The organism is Zooshikella ganghwensis DSM 15267 (assembly GCF_000428585.1).
Classification (GTDB): domain Bacteria; phylum Pseudomonadota; class Gammaproteobacteria; order Pseudomonadales; family Zooshikellaceae; genus Zooshikella; species Zooshikella ganghwensis.
This window is the reverse complement of the sequence record NZ_AUAF01000116.1, coordinates 1-15,764: the sequence shown is the minus strand read 5'-3', so window position 1 is coordinate 15,764 and position 15,764 is coordinate 1. Positions and strand designations below refer to the sequence as shown.

General features: G+C 44.8%; 13 protein-coding genes and 1 tRNA gene. All 14 read left to right on the top strand.

Annotated features, from left to right (window positions below; genetic code table 11):
* The coding region (locus F607_RS33685; protein WP_018149684.1) for an EF-Tu C-terminal domain-related protein at positions 1-99 on the top strand (99 nt) is incomplete at its 5' end.
* Positions 100-156: 57 nt separating this feature from the next.
* Positions 157-232: transfer RNA gene (locus tag F607_RS0119515), tRNA-Trp, on the top strand.
* Between the two features lie 39 nt (positions 233-271).
* A complete protein-coding gene (gene secE, locus F607_RS0119510; RefSeq protein ID WP_027709433.1) occupies positions 272-670 on the top strand; it encodes a preprotein translocase subunit SecE in 399 nt (132 codons plus the stop codon).
* 6 nt (positions 671-676) lie between these two features.
* Complete coding sequence (gene nusG / locus F607_RS0119505; RefSeq protein WP_027709432.1) at positions 677-1,210, top strand: transcription termination/antitermination protein NusG; 534 nt, start codon at positions 677-679, stop codon at positions 1,208-1,210.
* Between the two features lie 111 nt (positions 1,211-1,321).
* Positions 1,322-1,753 (top strand): 50S ribosomal protein L11, encoded by a 432-nt coding sequence (rplK, locus tag F607_RS0119500; protein WP_027709431.1) that lies wholly within the window; start codon positions 1,322-1,324, stop codon positions 1,751-1,753.
* Complete coding sequence (gene rplA / locus F607_RS0119495; RefSeq protein ID WP_027709430.1) at positions 1,754-2,449, top strand: 50S ribosomal protein L1; 696 nt, start codon at positions 1,754-1,756, stop codon at positions 2,447-2,449.
* A 211-nt stretch (positions 2,450-2,660) separates the two neighbouring features.
* Complete coding sequence (gene rplJ, locus F607_RS0119490) at positions 2,661-3,191, top strand: 50S ribosomal protein L10 (protein ID WP_027709429.1); 531 nt, start codon at positions 2,661-2,663, stop codon at positions 3,189-3,191.
* Positions 3,192-3,254: 63 nt separating this feature from the next.
* Entirely contained in the window at positions 3,255-3,629 is a 375-nt protein-coding gene (gene rplL / locus F607_RS0119485) for a 50S ribosomal protein L7/L12 (RefSeq protein ID WP_027709428.1), read from the top strand.
* A 237-nt stretch (positions 3,630-3,866) separates the two neighbouring features.
* Entirely contained in the window at positions 3,867-7,940 is a 4,074-nt protein-coding gene (gene rpoB / locus F607_RS0119480) for a DNA-directed RNA polymerase subunit beta (RefSeq protein ID WP_027709427.1), read from the top strand.
* A 59-nt stretch (positions 7,941-7,999) separates the two neighbouring features.
* Positions 8,000-12,214, top strand: a complete 4,215-nt coding sequence (gene rpoC, locus F607_RS0119475; protein ID WP_027709426.1) for a DNA-directed RNA polymerase subunit beta' — start codon at positions 8,000-8,002, stop codon at positions 12,212-12,214.
* A 164-nt stretch (positions 12,215-12,378) separates the two neighbouring features.
* A complete protein-coding gene (gene rpsL / locus F607_RS0119470) occupies positions 12,379-12,750 on the top strand; it encodes a 30S ribosomal protein S12 (protein ID WP_027709425.1) in 372 nt (123 codons plus the stop codon).
* Between the two features lie 152 nt (positions 12,751-12,902).
* Positions 12,903-13,376 carry a 30S ribosomal protein S7 gene (gene rpsG / locus F607_RS0119465; RefSeq protein ID WP_027709424.1) on the top strand — a complete coding sequence of 158 codons (474 nt, stop codon included), beginning with the start codon at positions 12,903-12,905 and terminating at the stop codon, positions 13,374-13,376.
* A gap of 18 nt (positions 13,377-13,394) precedes the next feature.
* Entirely contained in the window at positions 13,395-15,488 is a 2,094-nt protein-coding gene (fusA, locus tag F607_RS0119460) for an elongation factor G (RefSeq protein WP_027709423.1), read from the top strand.
* 34 nt (positions 15,489-15,522) lie between these two features.
* Positions 15,523-15,764, top strand: a 242-nt coding sequence (locus F607_RS30625) for a GTP-binding protein (RefSeq protein WP_038291861.1), incomplete at its 3' end; no start/stop codon positions are given.

Genomic DNA, 15,764 nt, shown 5'->3' with positions numbered 1-15,764 from the left:
TTGATTGCACCGATTGCGATGGAAGATGGTCTACGTTTTGCGATCCGTGAAGGTGGCCGTACTGTTGGTGCGGGTGTTGTTGCTAAGATTATCGAGTAAACCACTTTACAAAGAATGGTATGAGCTGCATAATGTGCGGCTCTGCCCTACAGATACAGGCCAGTAGTTCAATTGGTAGAGCACCGGTCTCCAAAACCGGGGGTTGGGGGTTCGACTCCCTCCTGGCCTGCCATTTAAAGTTTCCCGCAAGCTTGATGAGGCGCTTACTTCTATGAGTTCCAAAGCTGAAAGCGATAACAGCAATCAGTCCGGTTCTGCTAAGACGTTGGATGGTCTGAAGTGGTGTCTGGTTGTTATTATTGTCGGAGTTGGCGTCTACGGCAATCACTACTTTGCTAAATATTATGAGCAATTCCTGTTGTATAGGGTTTTGGGCTTATTAGTGCTCGCTCTATTTGCAGGTTTCGTTGCGTTTAGCACTGAAAAAGGCAGCCGCTTCTGGACATTGTTAAAAGATGCGAAGGCCGAAATAAGAAAAGTAGTTTGGCCAACCCGTCAAGAAACCACACAAACGACACTTATTGTAGTTGCTGCTGTTTTATTGGTAGGGCTATTTTTGTGGGGTCTTGACTCCTTGCTAAGCTGGATAGTAAATAGTTTGATTGGATAACATAACATGGCGAAGCGTTGGTATGTGGTTCATGCTTATTCCGGCTTTGAAAAGCAGGTGATGCGCTCGATTAAAGAGCGTATTGAGCTGCATGATATGCAAGATCAGTTTGGTGAGGTTTTAGTACCAACTGAAGAAGTCGTAGAAATTCGTGGTGGGCAAAAGCGAAAAAGTGAACGTAAATTCTTTCCTGGCTACGTATTAGTAGAAATGGAAATGAATGACGACACTTGGCATATGATTAAGGATACACCACGAGTGATGGGCTTTATAGGTGGAACAGCAGATAAACCTGCGCCTATCACCAAGCGTGAAGCTGACGCTATTCTTCGCCGAGTACAAGATGGCTCTGATAAGCCTAAACCTAAAACATTGTTTGAGCCTGGTGAAGTTGTTCGTGTTATTGACGGCCCATTTAGTGACTTTAATGGCGTAGTTGAAGAAGTTAATTACGAAAAGAACCGTTTGCAAGTTGCTGTATTGATTTTTGGTCGATCTACACCAGTTGAATTAGAGTTTAGCCAAGTAGAAAAAGGCTAATAGAATTATTATTGCTTCCCCTCATTGCTTTTGTGGTGAGGGGTTGTTACGTCTGTAGAAGCTGTTCAAACAGGGGAGCCGAAAGGCGTTTAACCCAATTGAGGTAGTGTAATGGCTAAAAAAGTCCAAGCATATGTAAAACTGCAAATTCCTGCAGGTCAAGCAAACCCAAGTCCACCCGTTGGTCCTGCACTAGGTCAGCAGGGTGTAAATATCATGGAGTTCTGTAAAGCCTTTAATGCTAAAACGCAAGGCATGGAACCTGGATTGCCTACGCCTGTAGTTATCACTGTGTATAGTGATCGTAGTTTTACTTTTGAAACTAAAACCCCTCCTGCGTCTGTTCTACTGAGAAAAGCACTTAAGCTGAAAAAAGGTAGTAGCCGTCCTAATACTGAAAAAGTAGGCACTGTAACTCGTCAGCAATTGGAAGATATTGCCAAGCAGAAAGAGCCTGATTTAACGGCTGCAGATTTAGACGCTGCTGTGCGTACTATTGCTGGAAGTGCTCGTAGTATGGGCTTAAATGTGGAGGGTGTGTAAATGGCTAAAATGACTAAGCGACTAAAGCTGATCGCAGAAAAAGTTGAAGCCAATAAAGCATATCCTATTGAAGATGCTGCAAAATTACTGGCTGAAATTTCTACAGTAAAATTTTGCGAATCTTATGACGTTGCGGTTAACTTAGGTGTTGACCCTCGTAAATCAGATCAGGTTGTTCGTGGCTCCACTGTACTTCCTAATGGAACTGGTAAAGACGTTCGTGTGGCGGTATTTACTCAGGGTGCAAACGCTGATGCTGCGAAAGAAGCTGGTGCTGATCTTATTGGTATGGAAGATCTAGCTGAAGAAATTAAAGCTGGAAATCTTAACTTCGACGTTGTTATTGCTTCTCCTGATGCAATGCGCGTTGTTGGCCAATTAGGTCAGATCCTTGGGCCTCGTGGTTTGATGCCCAACCCAAAAGTTGGCACTGTAACACCTAATGTTGCAGAAGCTGTTAAAAATGCTAAGGCTGGTCAGGTGCGTTACCGGACTGACAAAAACGGCATCATTCACTGTGGTGTTGGTAAAGTTGGTTTTGCACCAGAAGCTGTTAAGCAAAATATTGAAGCTTTGTTGGCAGACCTTAAAAAGGCTAAGCCTTCATCTTCAAAAGGTGTTTATATGCGCAAAGTTACCCTGTCCACAACTATGGGGCCAGGCATAGCTATTGATATGGCATCACTGAACATCTAATACCCAACTTTGGGGCTCTTGCCAGCTCTTTTCAGTGAGGCAGGGGCCGTCAAAGACCGTAGGTGTCGCATTTATGCTGACTTAATCTTCCTACGTAGATGGTGTTGTTTCTAGACCTCTTATCTAGAGCCCTTCACCGTATATTCCATGAGATGCTTATGTATCTTGGTGGTTTTAAACCACATTACGGTTATACCCAGGAGTAAAGCCGATGGCATTAAGACTCGAAGACAAGAAAGCGATTGTCGCTGAGGTCAACGAGGCTGCCGGAAGCGCTTTATCCGCTGTGATTGCTGACTATCGTGGTCTTACTGTTAGTCAGTTAACTGCGCTGCGCAAGCAGGCACGTGAAGGTAATGTTTATCTTCGTGTCGTGCGTAATACGCTTGTACGTCGTGCGGTTGTTGGTACTGAGTTTGAGTGTTTAACAGAGGCTCTGACTGGACCAACTATTTTAGCATTCTCTAAAGAAGATCCAGGTGCAGCAGCACGTTTGATCAAAGATTTTGCTAAAGAAAACAAACAGTTGGAAGTAAAAGCGCTGTCCATTGGTGGCAAGCTATTAGGTGCAGATCAAATTGATGTGTTGGCGAAGATGCCAACTCGCGAAGAAGCATTGGCTATGCTGGCTCGCGTAACAATTGCACCTGTGACCAAGCTGGCACGTGCTTTAAACGATATCCCAACACGCGTTACTCGCGTTATCGCAGCTGTCCGCGATCAGAAGCAAGAAGCTGCTTAATATATTGTTGGTTTATCGCTTACGTAGTAAAAGTTTTTACACAGTTTATAGGAGATAAGAGTCATGGCTCTGTCTAAAGACGATATTTTGAATGCAATTGCTGAAATGAGCGTAATGGAAGTTGTTGAGCTTGTTGAAGCAATGGAAGAAAAATTTGGTGTTTCTGCTGCTGCAGCACCTGTTGCTATGGTTGCTGGTGGTCCAGCTGCTGAAGCTGCAGAAGAAAAGACTGAATTTGATGTAATTCTGACTGGTGCTGGCGACAAGAAAGTTAACGTAATCAAAGTAGTGCGTGGCTTGACTGGTCTTGGCCTGAAAGAAGCTAAAGCACTAGTTGACGGTGCGCCTTCTCCATTGAAGGAAGGTGTATCTAAAGATGAAGCTGAAGCAGCTAAGAAAGAGCTGGAAGAAGCTGGTGCTACTGTGGAAGTTAAGTAATTTCGTAGGATTTTGCACCAAAGCAAGCCTAATATTAATTAGTGCTTATGGCTGGTGCCTCCGGGCACCGGCCTTTTTCCGTTGTAATATGAAAAATTGATGGTCCATTTAGGGCAGGTTATATACCGCACCGGGTATTTATTATAAGAGCAATACCTTGTTCTTGATCAACACCGTGGCGCTAATAATGCTTGTTAGGCCGCAATGATTAGCAGGTGACCAAGCTGGGGAACGCTAATGGCATACTCGTTTACTGAGAAAAAACGTATCCGCAAGGATTTCGGCAAGCTGCCGCATGTAATGGATATTCCCTACCTCCTGGCAATCCAGTTGGATTCTTATCGCAAATTTTTGCAGTCAGGAGAAAGGGAAAGCCGCAAAGACTATGGCTTGCATGCCGCGTTCAAATCAGTTTTTCCAATTGTCAGTTATTCTGGCAACGCTGCATTGGAATACGTCAGTTATAAACTGGGAGAGCCGGCATTTGATGTTAAAGAGTGTCAGCTTAGAGGTATTACCTATGCAGTACCTTTAAGAGTAAAAGTTAGACTGATTATTTATGATAAAGATTCAGCTAACAAAGCAATAAAAGATATTAAAGAACAAGAAGTCTATATGGGAGAAATCCCATTAATGACGGATAACGGTACGTTTGTAATTAATGGTACTGAGCGAGTTATTGTTTCTCAGCTACACCGTTCTCCAGGCGTCTTTTTTGACCATGATAAAGGTAAAACACACTCCTCTGGAAAATATCTCTATTCTGCCAGGGTTATTCCTTACCGTGGTTCATGGCTTGATTTTGAGTTTGATCCTAAAGACCTGCTGTATGTTCGTATAGACCGTCGTCGTAAGTTACCTGCGACCATTTTGCTACGCGCACTTGGCTATACCGCTGAGCAAATTTTGGATATGTTTTTTGAAACTTCAACGTTTCAAATGTCAGAGCAGGGTATTACATTTGAGTTGATAGCTGATCGTCTTCGTGGTGAGGCTGCTACCTTCGATATTAAAGATACTGAAGGTAATGTTATCGTTGAAAGTGGTCGACGTATTACTGCAAAACATATCCGTCAGCTGCAAAAAGCAAATATAAAGCACCTTGAAGCACCACTAGAATTTTTAATTGGCAAAGTCATCGCTAAAGACTTGGTCAACCCCGCTACAGGTGAAATTATTGCGCCATGTAATATAGAAATTACTGCGGATATTATTGAGAAAGTAGTCAATAACAATATCAAGGTTGTTGATGTTCTTTACATTAATGAGCTTGATAGTGGCCCTTATATTTCAGATACACTCAAAGCAGATAGCACAAACAGCCAGATTGAAGCACTGGTTGAAATCTATCGAATGATGCGTCCTGGTGAGCCTCCTACCAAAGAAGCAGCAGAGGCGCTTTTCGAGAATCTCTTTTTCACTGCAGAACGTTATGACCTATCTGCTGTAGGCCGGATGAAATTCAACCGCCGTTTAGGTCGTGGTGTTGATGAAGGTCCTGGCGTTCTTGATAACAATGACATTATTGATGTCATGAGTTTATTGGTCTCTATTCGAAATGGTAAAGGTGAAGTGGATGATATTGATCATCTAGGTAACCGCCGTATTCGAAGTGTAGGCGAGATGGCTGAGAATCAGTTCCGTGTTGGCTTGGTTCGGGTTGAGCGTGCGGTGAAAGAGCGCTTGAGTATGGCTGAGTCAGAGGGCTTAATGCCTCAGGATTTAATTAACGCAAAACCTGTTGCTGCAGCTATTAAAGAGTTTTTTGGTTCTAGCCAGTTGTCCCAGTTTATGGACCAAAATAACCCTTTATCAGAAGTTACACATAAGCGCCGGGTATCTGCATTAGGTCCAGGTGGTCTTACCCGGGAGCGTGCTGGGTTTGAGGTGCGTGACGTACACCCAACTCACTACGGGCGTGTATGTCCTATTGAAACACCTGAAGGTCCAAACATCGGTTTGATCAACTCATTGGCAACCTATGCGCGGACCAATGCCTATGGTTTCCTTGAGAGTCCTTACCGGAAAGTTGTCGATGGTATTGTTTCTGATGAAATTGAATATTTGTCAGCCATCGAAGAAGGTGAGTATGTCATTGCTCAGGCGAATGCTGAAGTTGATGAAGAAATGCGCCTGACTGATGCCCTTGTTAATGTAAGGCATCGTAATGAATTTACCTTGATGCCACCTGAAAACGTTAACTATATGGACGTTTCTCCTCGCCAGGTAGTATCAGCAGCGGCTTCTTTGATTCCATTCTTAGAGCATGACGATGCTAACCGAGCGTTAATGGGATCAAACATGCAACGTCAGGCTGTACCTACTTTGTGTGCTGAAAAGCCGTTGGTTGGTACTGGAATGGAGCGCAATGTTGCCAGTGACTCTGGTGTTTGTGTGATTGCGCGTCGGGGTGGTGTGATTGAGTCGGTTGATGCGGGACGGATTGTAATTCGCGTTAACCAGGATGAAATCATCACTGGTGAGGCTGGTGTTGAAATTTATAATCTGACGAAGTATACCCGCTCCAACCAAAATACCTGTATTAATCAGAAACCTTTGGTGAAAACGGGAGATGTTGTCAATCGTGGTGACGTTCTAGCTGATGGGCCTTCAGTCGATATGGGAGAGCTGGCATTAGGTCAGAATATGCGAGTCGCCTTTATGCCTTGGAATGGTTATAACTTCGAGGACTCCATCCTTATTTCTGAGCGTGTAGTTCAGGAAGATCGTTTTACTACCATTCATATTCAAGAGCTGACTTGTGTTGCCCGTGACACAAAATTAGGCCCTGAAGAGATTACTTCTGATATTCCTAATGTCGGTGAAGGTGCTCTCTCTAAGCTTGATGAGTCAGGCATTGTCTATGTCGGTGCTGAAGTAGGTAGTGGTGATATTCTTGTTGGTAAAGTGACACCTAAAGGTGAAACTCAGCTAACGCCTGAAGAAAAGCTACTGCGTGCAATCTTTGGTGAGAAAGCATCTGATGTAAAAGATACATCTTTGCGAGTGCCTACCAGCGTTAAAGGTACTGTTATTGATGTTCAAGTCTTTACCCGTGATGGTGTCGAAAAAGACCAGCGGGCTATTTCTATTGAAAAGGCTCAACTGGATGAAGTTCGCAAAGACTTGAATGAAGAGTTTCGTATTGTTGAGCAAGCTACCTTTGAGCGGTTACGTGAAGCATTGGTTGGGCAAGCCGCTGAAGGTGGTCCAAACTTGACAAAAGGTGATGTCATATCTGGCGATTACCTTGGTGAGCTTGAACACAAGAACTGGTTTAAGTTGCGCATGGCTGATGATGCACTTAATGAGCAACTTGAAGCAGCCCAAAAACAGTTGCAAGAGCGCCGTGAGCAGCTTGATCAACGTTTTGAAGATAAGAAGAAAAAGCTGCAAAGCGGTGATGACCTTGCACCAGGTGTGCTGAAAATTGTTAAGGTCTACTTAGCAATAAAACGCCGTATACAGCCTGGTGACAAAATGGCTGGACGCCATGGTAACAAAGGGGTTATCTCTGTAATCATGCCGGTTGAAGATATGCCTTACGATGAGAATGGTACACCCGTTGACATCGTACTTAACCCTCTAGGTGTACCTTCGCGGATGAACGTAGGACAGATTCTGGAAACACACCTTGGCCTAGCAGCCAAAGGGTTGGGTGAAAAAATTAATCGTATGATGGAAGCGCAACGTTCGCTTGCTGAAGTACGAGAGTTTTTAGGCCAAATTTACAATGGAACTGGAGAAGGCCGCTATGAGGATCTCAACTCCCTGACTGATGCCGAGGTCATTGAGCTGGCTAAAAACCTTGAAAAAGGTGTGCCCATGGCCACTCCAGTATTTGATGGTGCGAAAGAGAAAGAAATTAAGGCATTACTCCGACTGGCCGATATGCCTGAATCCGGACAAATGACATTGTCTGATGGGCGGACAGGAGACCGCTTTGATCGCCCAGTAACCGTTGGTTACATGTACATGTTGAAACTGAATCACTTGGTTGATGACAAGATGCATGCTCGTTCAACAGGTTCTTACAGCCTTGTTACACAGCAGCCATTGGGTGGTAAGGCGCAGTTTGGTGGTCAGCGTTTCGGAGAGATGGAGGTCTGGGCGCTAGAGGCATACGGTGCTGCTTATACGCTTCAAGAAATGCTTACCGTTAAGTCAGATGACGTAACTGGTAGAACGAAGATGTATAAAAACATCGTTGATGGTGACCATCGAATGGAAGCGGGTATGCCTGAGTCGTTCAATGTACTGATTAAAGAAATCCGTTCATTGGGCATCGATATCGAACTGGAAAGCGAATAACGTTAGCTGGCTTATAGCTATGGGAGGCCTGGGGCCTCCCTCAGCGAGGAGAGAGGATCTTGAAAGACTTACTTAACCTTCTCAAACAAGGGCAAACTGAAGAATTTGATTCCATTCGTATCGGCTTGTCATCGCCTGAGATGATTCGCTCATGGTCATACGGTGAAGTCAAGAAGCCAGAGACGATTAACTATCGTACCTTCAAGCCCGAACGTGATGGTTTATTCTGTGCCAAAATCTTTGGACCAGTTAAAGACTACGAGTGCTTATGTGGAAAGTACAAGCGTTTAAAGCACCGTGGTGTGATTTGTGAAAAATGTGGTGTTGAAGTAGCGCTGGCAAAAGTACGCCGTGAGCGGATGGGTCACATTGAGTTGGCAAGTCCAGTTGCACATATTTGGTTCCTTAAGTCATTACCTTCCCGTATTGGCTTGATGCTGGATATGACCCTGCGTGACATTGAGCGTGTACTTTACTTTGAGTCTTATGTTGTGATCGATCCAGGTATGACAACGCTGGATAAAGGTCAGCTACTCAATGATGAAGAATACTATGAAGCGCTTGAAGAGTTTGGTGATGACTTTGATGCACGTATGGGAGCTGAGGCTATTCAAGCAATTTTGAAAGAAATTGATCTTGAAACTGAAATTGGTCAGTTGCGTGAAGAAATCCCAAATACAAACTCTGAAACAAAGATTAAGAAGCTCACCAAGCGCTTGAAGCTGATGGAAGCTTTCTACCATTCAGGAAATAACCCTGAGTGGATGATCTTGGATGTATTACCTGTATTGCCACCTGATTTACGTCCATTGGTACCTTTGGATGGTGGTCGTTTTGCTACATCTGATCTGAATGACCTTTATCGTCGAGTGATCAACCGTAATAACCGTTTGAAGCGCCTGCTTGATCTAAGTGCACCAGATATCATCGTTCGTAACGAGAAGCGTATGCTTCAAGAGGCTGTAGATGCACTGTTAGATAATGGTCGTCGTGGTCGAGCGATTACTGGCTCAAACAAACGGCCTTTGAAGTCCCTGGCTGACATGATCAAAGGTAAGCAGGGTCGTTTCCGTCAGAACTTGCTAGGTAAGCGGGTTGACTACTCTGGCCGTTCAGTAATTGTGGTTGGTCCTACGCTACGCTTACACCAGTGTGGATTGCCTAAAAAAATGGCACTTGAGTTATTCAAGCCATTCATTTTTGGCAAGCTTGAACACCGTGGCTTGGCTACAACTATTAAAGCTGCGAAGAAAATGGTAGAGCGTGAGACGGCAGAAGTCTGGGATATCTTAGCTGAAGTTATTCGCGAGCACCCAGTTTTACTTAACCGTGCACCTACCCTCCACCGTTTAGGTATCCAAGCGTTTGAGCCGGTATTGATTGAAGGTAAAGCTATTCAGCTTCACCCACTTGTTTGTGCGGCCTACAATGCTGACTTCGATGGCGACCAGATGGCTGTTCACGTGCCATTAACGCTTGAAGCACAGCTTGAAGCACGTGCGCTAATGATGTCTACCAACAATATCTTGGCACCGGCGAATGGTGAGCCCATTATCGTACCTTCTCAGGACGTGGTTCTCGGTCTCTATTACATGACCCGTGACGCGATTAATGTGCCAGGTGAAGGGATGGCATTTGCTGATATTCGTGAAGTTCACCGTGCTTACCGTGCAGGTAAAGTTGATTTACACGCTCGTGTGAAAGTACGTATAAGCGAAGTAAATAAAGATCATGATGGAAATGAAACCAGTAGAACGTTTATCGCTGATACAACGATTGGGCGTGCGCTGCTGTTTGATGTTTGTCCAAAAGGAATTCCTTTTGAGCTTGTTAACCAGGCTATGGTTAAGAAGGCAATTTCTAGATTGATTAATACCTGCTACCGCAATGTCGGCTTGAAAGAAACAGTTATCTTTGCTGACCAGCTTATGTATACCGGTTTCCACTTTGCCACCATCTCTGGAAGCTCGATTGGGGTAAATGACTTCGAAATCCCCAATGAGAAAGTAGATATCATTGAAGCGGCAAACCGTGAAGTAGAAGAAATTGAAAATCAATTTGCTTCAGGTTTGGTAACGCAGGGTGAGAAATACAACAAGGTGATTGATATTTGGTCGCGAGCCAATGAGCTAGTTGCCAAGAAAATGATGGAAAGTCTTGGTACTGACCTGGTTGTCGACCGTGAAGGTAAAGAGGTTGGCCAACCATCATTTAACTCTGTTTACATGATGGCTGACTCTGGTGCGCGGGGTAGTGCTGCTCAGATACGTCAGCTTGCAGGTATGCGGGGCTTGATGGCTAAGCCAGACGGCTCGATCATCGAAACGCCTATTACTGCAAACTTCCGTGAAGGACTAGACGTATTGCAGTACTTTATTTCTACCCACGGTGCACGTAAAGGTCTGGCAGATACAGCCTTAAAAACAGCGAACTCAGGTTACTTAACACGTCGTCTGGTTGATGTTGCTCAAGACTTGGTTGTCACTGAGGTTGACTGTGGTACAGAAGAAGGGCTTCACATGGCGCCCCATATTGAAGGTGGCGATGTTGTTGAACCTTTAGGTGAGCGTATTCTTGGACGAGTTGTTGCAAGAGATGTGATCCGCCCAGGGACTACCAGTGATATTGCGGTTCCAGCGGGAACACTTATTGATGAGCGCTGGGTTGAGCGTCTTGAAAACTTGAATGTCGACGAGGTTATTGTTCGCTCACCGATCACCTGTGAAACACGTTACGGTGTGTGTAGCAAGTGTTATGGTCGAGACCTTGGTCGTGGCCACCGAGTTAATGTTGGTGAAGCTGTGGGTGTAATTGCAGCTCAATCTATTGGTGAGCCTGGTACACAGTTGACGATGCGTACCTTCCACATCGGTGGTGCTGCATCAAGAACCTCTGCTACTGACAGTGTACAAGTTAAGAGCAAAGGTAAAATCAGGCTGCATAACCTGAAGTCTGTAGAACGGACAGATGGTACGTTAGTAGCAGTATCTCGATCTGGTGAGTTGGCCGTAGCTGATGAGTTTGGTCGTGAGCGTGAACGCTACAAGCTGCCTTATGGCGCAATGCTCTCTGTTAAAGATGGCAGTGAAGTAGAATCCGGTCAGGTAGTAGCGAAATGGGATCCACATACCCACCCAATCATTACTGAGGTAGGTGGAACGGTATCGTTCTCTGGTATGGAAGACGGCATCACCATTAAGCGTCAGACTGACGAGTTGACTGGGCTATCGAATATCGAAGTTATCGATCCTAAAGATCGTCCTACGGCAGGTAAAGATATCCGTCCAGCAGTCATGCTGCTTGATGATGCAGGTAATGAGATTAAATTCCCTAATTCTGATATGCCTGTTCAGTACTTTTTGCCTGCCAGTGCATTATTGAATCTTACCGATAATGCGAAGGTGGAAGTGGGTGATGTTATTGCGCGGATTCCACAGGCCAGCTCGGGTAACAAAGATATCACGGGTGGTTTGCCTCGGGTTGCAGACTTATTTGAAGCTCGTAAACCAAAAGAGTCAGCTATCCTGGCTGAAATTAGCGGTACAGTGAGCTTTGGTAAAGAAACCAAAGGTAAAAAACGCTTGGTTATTTCTCCACCAGATGGCAGCGATAATCATGAGGAGCTTATTCCAAAGTGGCGTCAGCTTAACGTGTTTGAAGGTGAGCAGGTGGCTCGCGGTGAGGTAATCGCCGATGGTCCTGCAAACCCACACGATATTCTGCGATTACAGGGTGTGAGTGCGCTAGCGAAGTACATTGTCAACGAAATTCAAGACGTTTACCGTCTGCAGGGTGTAAAAATCAATGATAAGCACATTGAAACTATCCTGCGCCAAATGTTGAGAAAAGTTGAAGTGACTGATGCTGGAGACTCTGAGCTGATTAAGGGTGAACAATTAGAGTTTACCCATGTACAGGAAGTTAATGAGGCACTTGCTGCTGACAATAAGTTCCTGGCTAAATTTGAGCGAGTACTCCTCGGTATAACCAAGGCGTCACTGGCTACTGAGTCCTTTATATCTGCAGCGTCCTTCCAGGAAACAACTCGGGTTCTGACTGAAGCAGCAGTAACAGGTAAGCAGGATCACTTAAGAGGCCTAAAAGAAAATGTTGTGGTAGGTCGATTGATTCCTGCAGGTACTGGTCTAGCTTATCATAGCGAGCGTAAGCGCAAGCGTGATCAAGCTTTAGCCAAAGCAGCCACAACAAGTAAAGTCAGTGCAAGTGATGTAGAGCAAGCCCTGAGTGAAGCTTTAAACTCTGGTAACTCCTAATCACCTATTACGGATATGCGACATGTTGACAGCTCTGCGATGAGCTGTCACTTGACTCGCACCTACTTGACTTTTACAATTTCGCGTCCTTAAAAAGGCGGGTTTATCACCTGCTTTTTTTTGGTTCTTTATAAACCATTAGTTAGTAATTGGAGTTTGCATCCATGGCTACTATTAACCAGTTGGTTCGTAAGCCACGCAAACGCAAAGTCGCTAAAAGTGACGTACCTGCGCTACAGGGTTGTCCTCAGCGTCGTGGTGTTTGTACACGCGTTTATACGACCACTCCTAAGAAGCCTAACTCAGCGCTTCGTAAAGTATGTCGTGTTAGATTGACCAACGGATTCGAAGTGACTTCCTACATTGGTGGTGAAGGTCACAACCTACAAGAGCACAGTGTTGTGTTGATCCGTGGTGGACGGGTAAAAGACTTGCCAGGTGTGCGTTATCACACTGTACGTGGCAGCTTGGATACCCAAGGTGTTAATGATCGTAAGCAAGGCCGTTCTAAGTACGGTACTAAGCGTCCTAAGTAAGGGATGTTGGCTCACAGAACAACTTTGTTCTTTGAGTAAATTTGCTTATCGGTAAGAGTAAGGCTAAGTACTATTTTCTGACAGTGTGAATAACTAAAAGCTGTAGATCTTAGTTTCTTAGGTTCACCCTGAAGACCTATTGAGGGCTTATCATGCCAAGAAGACGTGTAGTCGCAAAGCGAGAAGTTTTACCAGATCCAAAGTACAAAAGTCAGACTTTGGCTAAGTTTATTAACCATGTAATGGTTAGTGGTAAAAAATCTGTTGCAGAAAGAATTGTATATGGTGCTCTGGATAAAGTTGAAGAGCGCACTAAAGGATCTGAACCTTTAGATTTATTTGAAAAAGCGCTTGAGCAAGTTGCTCCAGTGGTTGAAGTTAAATCTCGTCGGGTTGGTGGTGCTACTTACCAAGTTCCCGTTGAAGTACGTCCTTCTCGCCGGACTGCGTTAGCAATGCGTTGGTTAGTAGATGCGGCACGTAAGCGTGGCGAAAAATCTATGGCTTTGCGCTTGGCTGGTGAAATCTTAGATGCTGTTGATGGAAAAGGTTCTGCAGTTAAGAAACGTGAAGACGTGCATCGTATGGCTGAAGCCAACAAAGCGTTCTCCCACTACCGTTTCTAATGATCAGAGGATAGTGTCGTGGCTCGAAAAACCCCTATTAGTCGCTACCGTAATATCGGTATTTGTGCGCACGTAGACGCAGGTAAAACGACGACTACTGAACGAGTACTGTTTTATACTGGTCTCTCTCATAAGATTGGTGAAGTGCATGATGGCGCTGCGACCATGGACTGGATGGCGCAGGAGCAGGAGCGTGGTATAACCATTACTTCAGCTGCAACAACCTGTTTTTGGCAGGGTATGAGCAAGCAGTTTGATGAGCACCGTATTAATATCATTGATACTCCTGGACACGTTGACTTTACAATCGAAGTAGAGCGTTCTTTGCGTGTGCTTGATGGTGCTGTAGTTGTGCTTTGTGGTTCATCTGGTGTGCAACCGCAAACTGAAACTGTATGGCGTCAAGCAAACAAATATCATGTACCACGTATGGTCTTCGTAAATAAAATGGACCGTGCGGGCGCTGATTTCTTTATGGTTGTCGATCAGCTAAAAGAGCGTCTAGGTGCTAATGCTGTGCCAATTCAAATTAATATTGGTGCAGAAGATGAATTCAAAGGTGTTGTTGATTTGCTTCTGATGAAAGCCATTATGTGGAATGAAGCGGATCAAGGCATGACTTACCAGCTAGAAGACATTCCTGCAGATTTACAAGATGTTGCTGCTGAGTGGCGTGAAAAAATGCTGGAAAGTGCTGCTGAAGCAACTGAAGAGTTGATGGAAAAATACCTTGAAGAAGGTGATCTTTCCGTTGAAGAAATCAAACAAGGTCTTCGTCAGCGTACGCTGAACAACGAAATTGTTCTGGTTAGTTGTGGTTCAGCATTTAAGAATAAAGGTGTTCAAGCGGTATTGGACGCTGTCATTGAGTATTTACCATCGCCTACAGAAGTTAAGGCTATTGAAGGTACACTTGATGATGATGAAACGGTAGAAACGCGTGAAGCTGATGATAATGCTCCTTTTGCAGCATTGGCATTTAAGATTGCCACTGACCCGTTTGTGGGTACATTGACATTCGTTCGCGTTTACTCTGGTAAGCTTTCTTCTGGCGACTCTGTCTTTAATCCAGTCAAGCGCAAAAAAGAGCGTGTTGGCCGGATGGTGCAAATGCACTCAAACAACCGTCAGGAAATTAAAGAAGTATTAGCAGGTGATATCGCTGCACTGATTGGCATGAAGGATGTTACTACTGGTGACACGCTTTGTGCTCAAGACAGCATTATTACTCTGGAAAGAATGGAGTTCCCTGATCCGGTAATTTCTGTGGCAGTTGAGCCTAAGTCTAAAGCCGACCAAGAGAAAATGGGTATTGCTTTAGGTAAGTTGGCTCAGGAAGATCCATCTTTCCGTGTTGAAACAGATGAAGAATCTGGCCAAACAATTATTTCTGGTATGGGTGAATTGCACCTGGATATCATTGTTGACCGGATGAAGCGTGAGTTTAACGTTGAGGCTAACATTGGTAAGCCACAGGTTGCTTATCGTGAGGCGTTACGTGGCTCTGTAAATGCTGATCACAAATTTGCTCGCCAATCTGGTGGTCGTGGTCAGTATGGACACGTTGTTATTGAGTTTTCACCTTCTGAAAACGAAGGTTTGGAATTTGTCAACGAAATCGTTGGTGGTGTAATTCCAAAAGAATACATCCCAGCTGTTCAAAAAGGGATTGAAGAGCAGATGCAAAACGGTGTTATCGCCGGTTACCCTCTGCTTAACCTGAAAGCTCGCTTGTATGATGGCTCGTATCACGACGTTGACTCCAGTGAGATGGCGTTTAAAATCGCAGCTTCTCAGGCACTGAAAAAATATGCACCTCAGGCACAGCCTGCACTCCTTGAGCCTGTCATGAAGGTTGAAGTGGTAACGCCTGAAGACTACATGGGGGATGTCATGGGTGACTTGAACCGTCGTCGCGGCTTGGTTCAAGGTATGGATGACTCATCTTCAGGTAAAGTGATTCGTGCGGAAGTGCCTCTAGGGGAAATGTTTGGTTACGCTACAGACCTTCGCTCTGCGACACAAGGTCGTGCGACCTACTCCATGGAGTTCGAAAAATACGCTGAAGCACCTGCCAGTGTTGCTGAGGCAGTTATCAAGAGCAAAGGTTAATCAATCCAATTCTGATAAGAAGGTATAACTCACAATGGCTAAAGCTAAGTTTGAACGTAATAAGCCACACGTTAACGTAGGTACAATCGGTCACGTTGACCACGGTAAAACTACATTGACAGCAGCCCTGACTCGCGTATGTGCGGAAACGTGGGGTGGTGAAGTTAAAGCGTTTGATCAAATCGATAATGCGCCTGAAGAGCGTGAGCGTGGTATCACTATCTCAACAGCACACGTTGAGTATGATTCTCCAAACCGCCACTATGCTCACGTAGA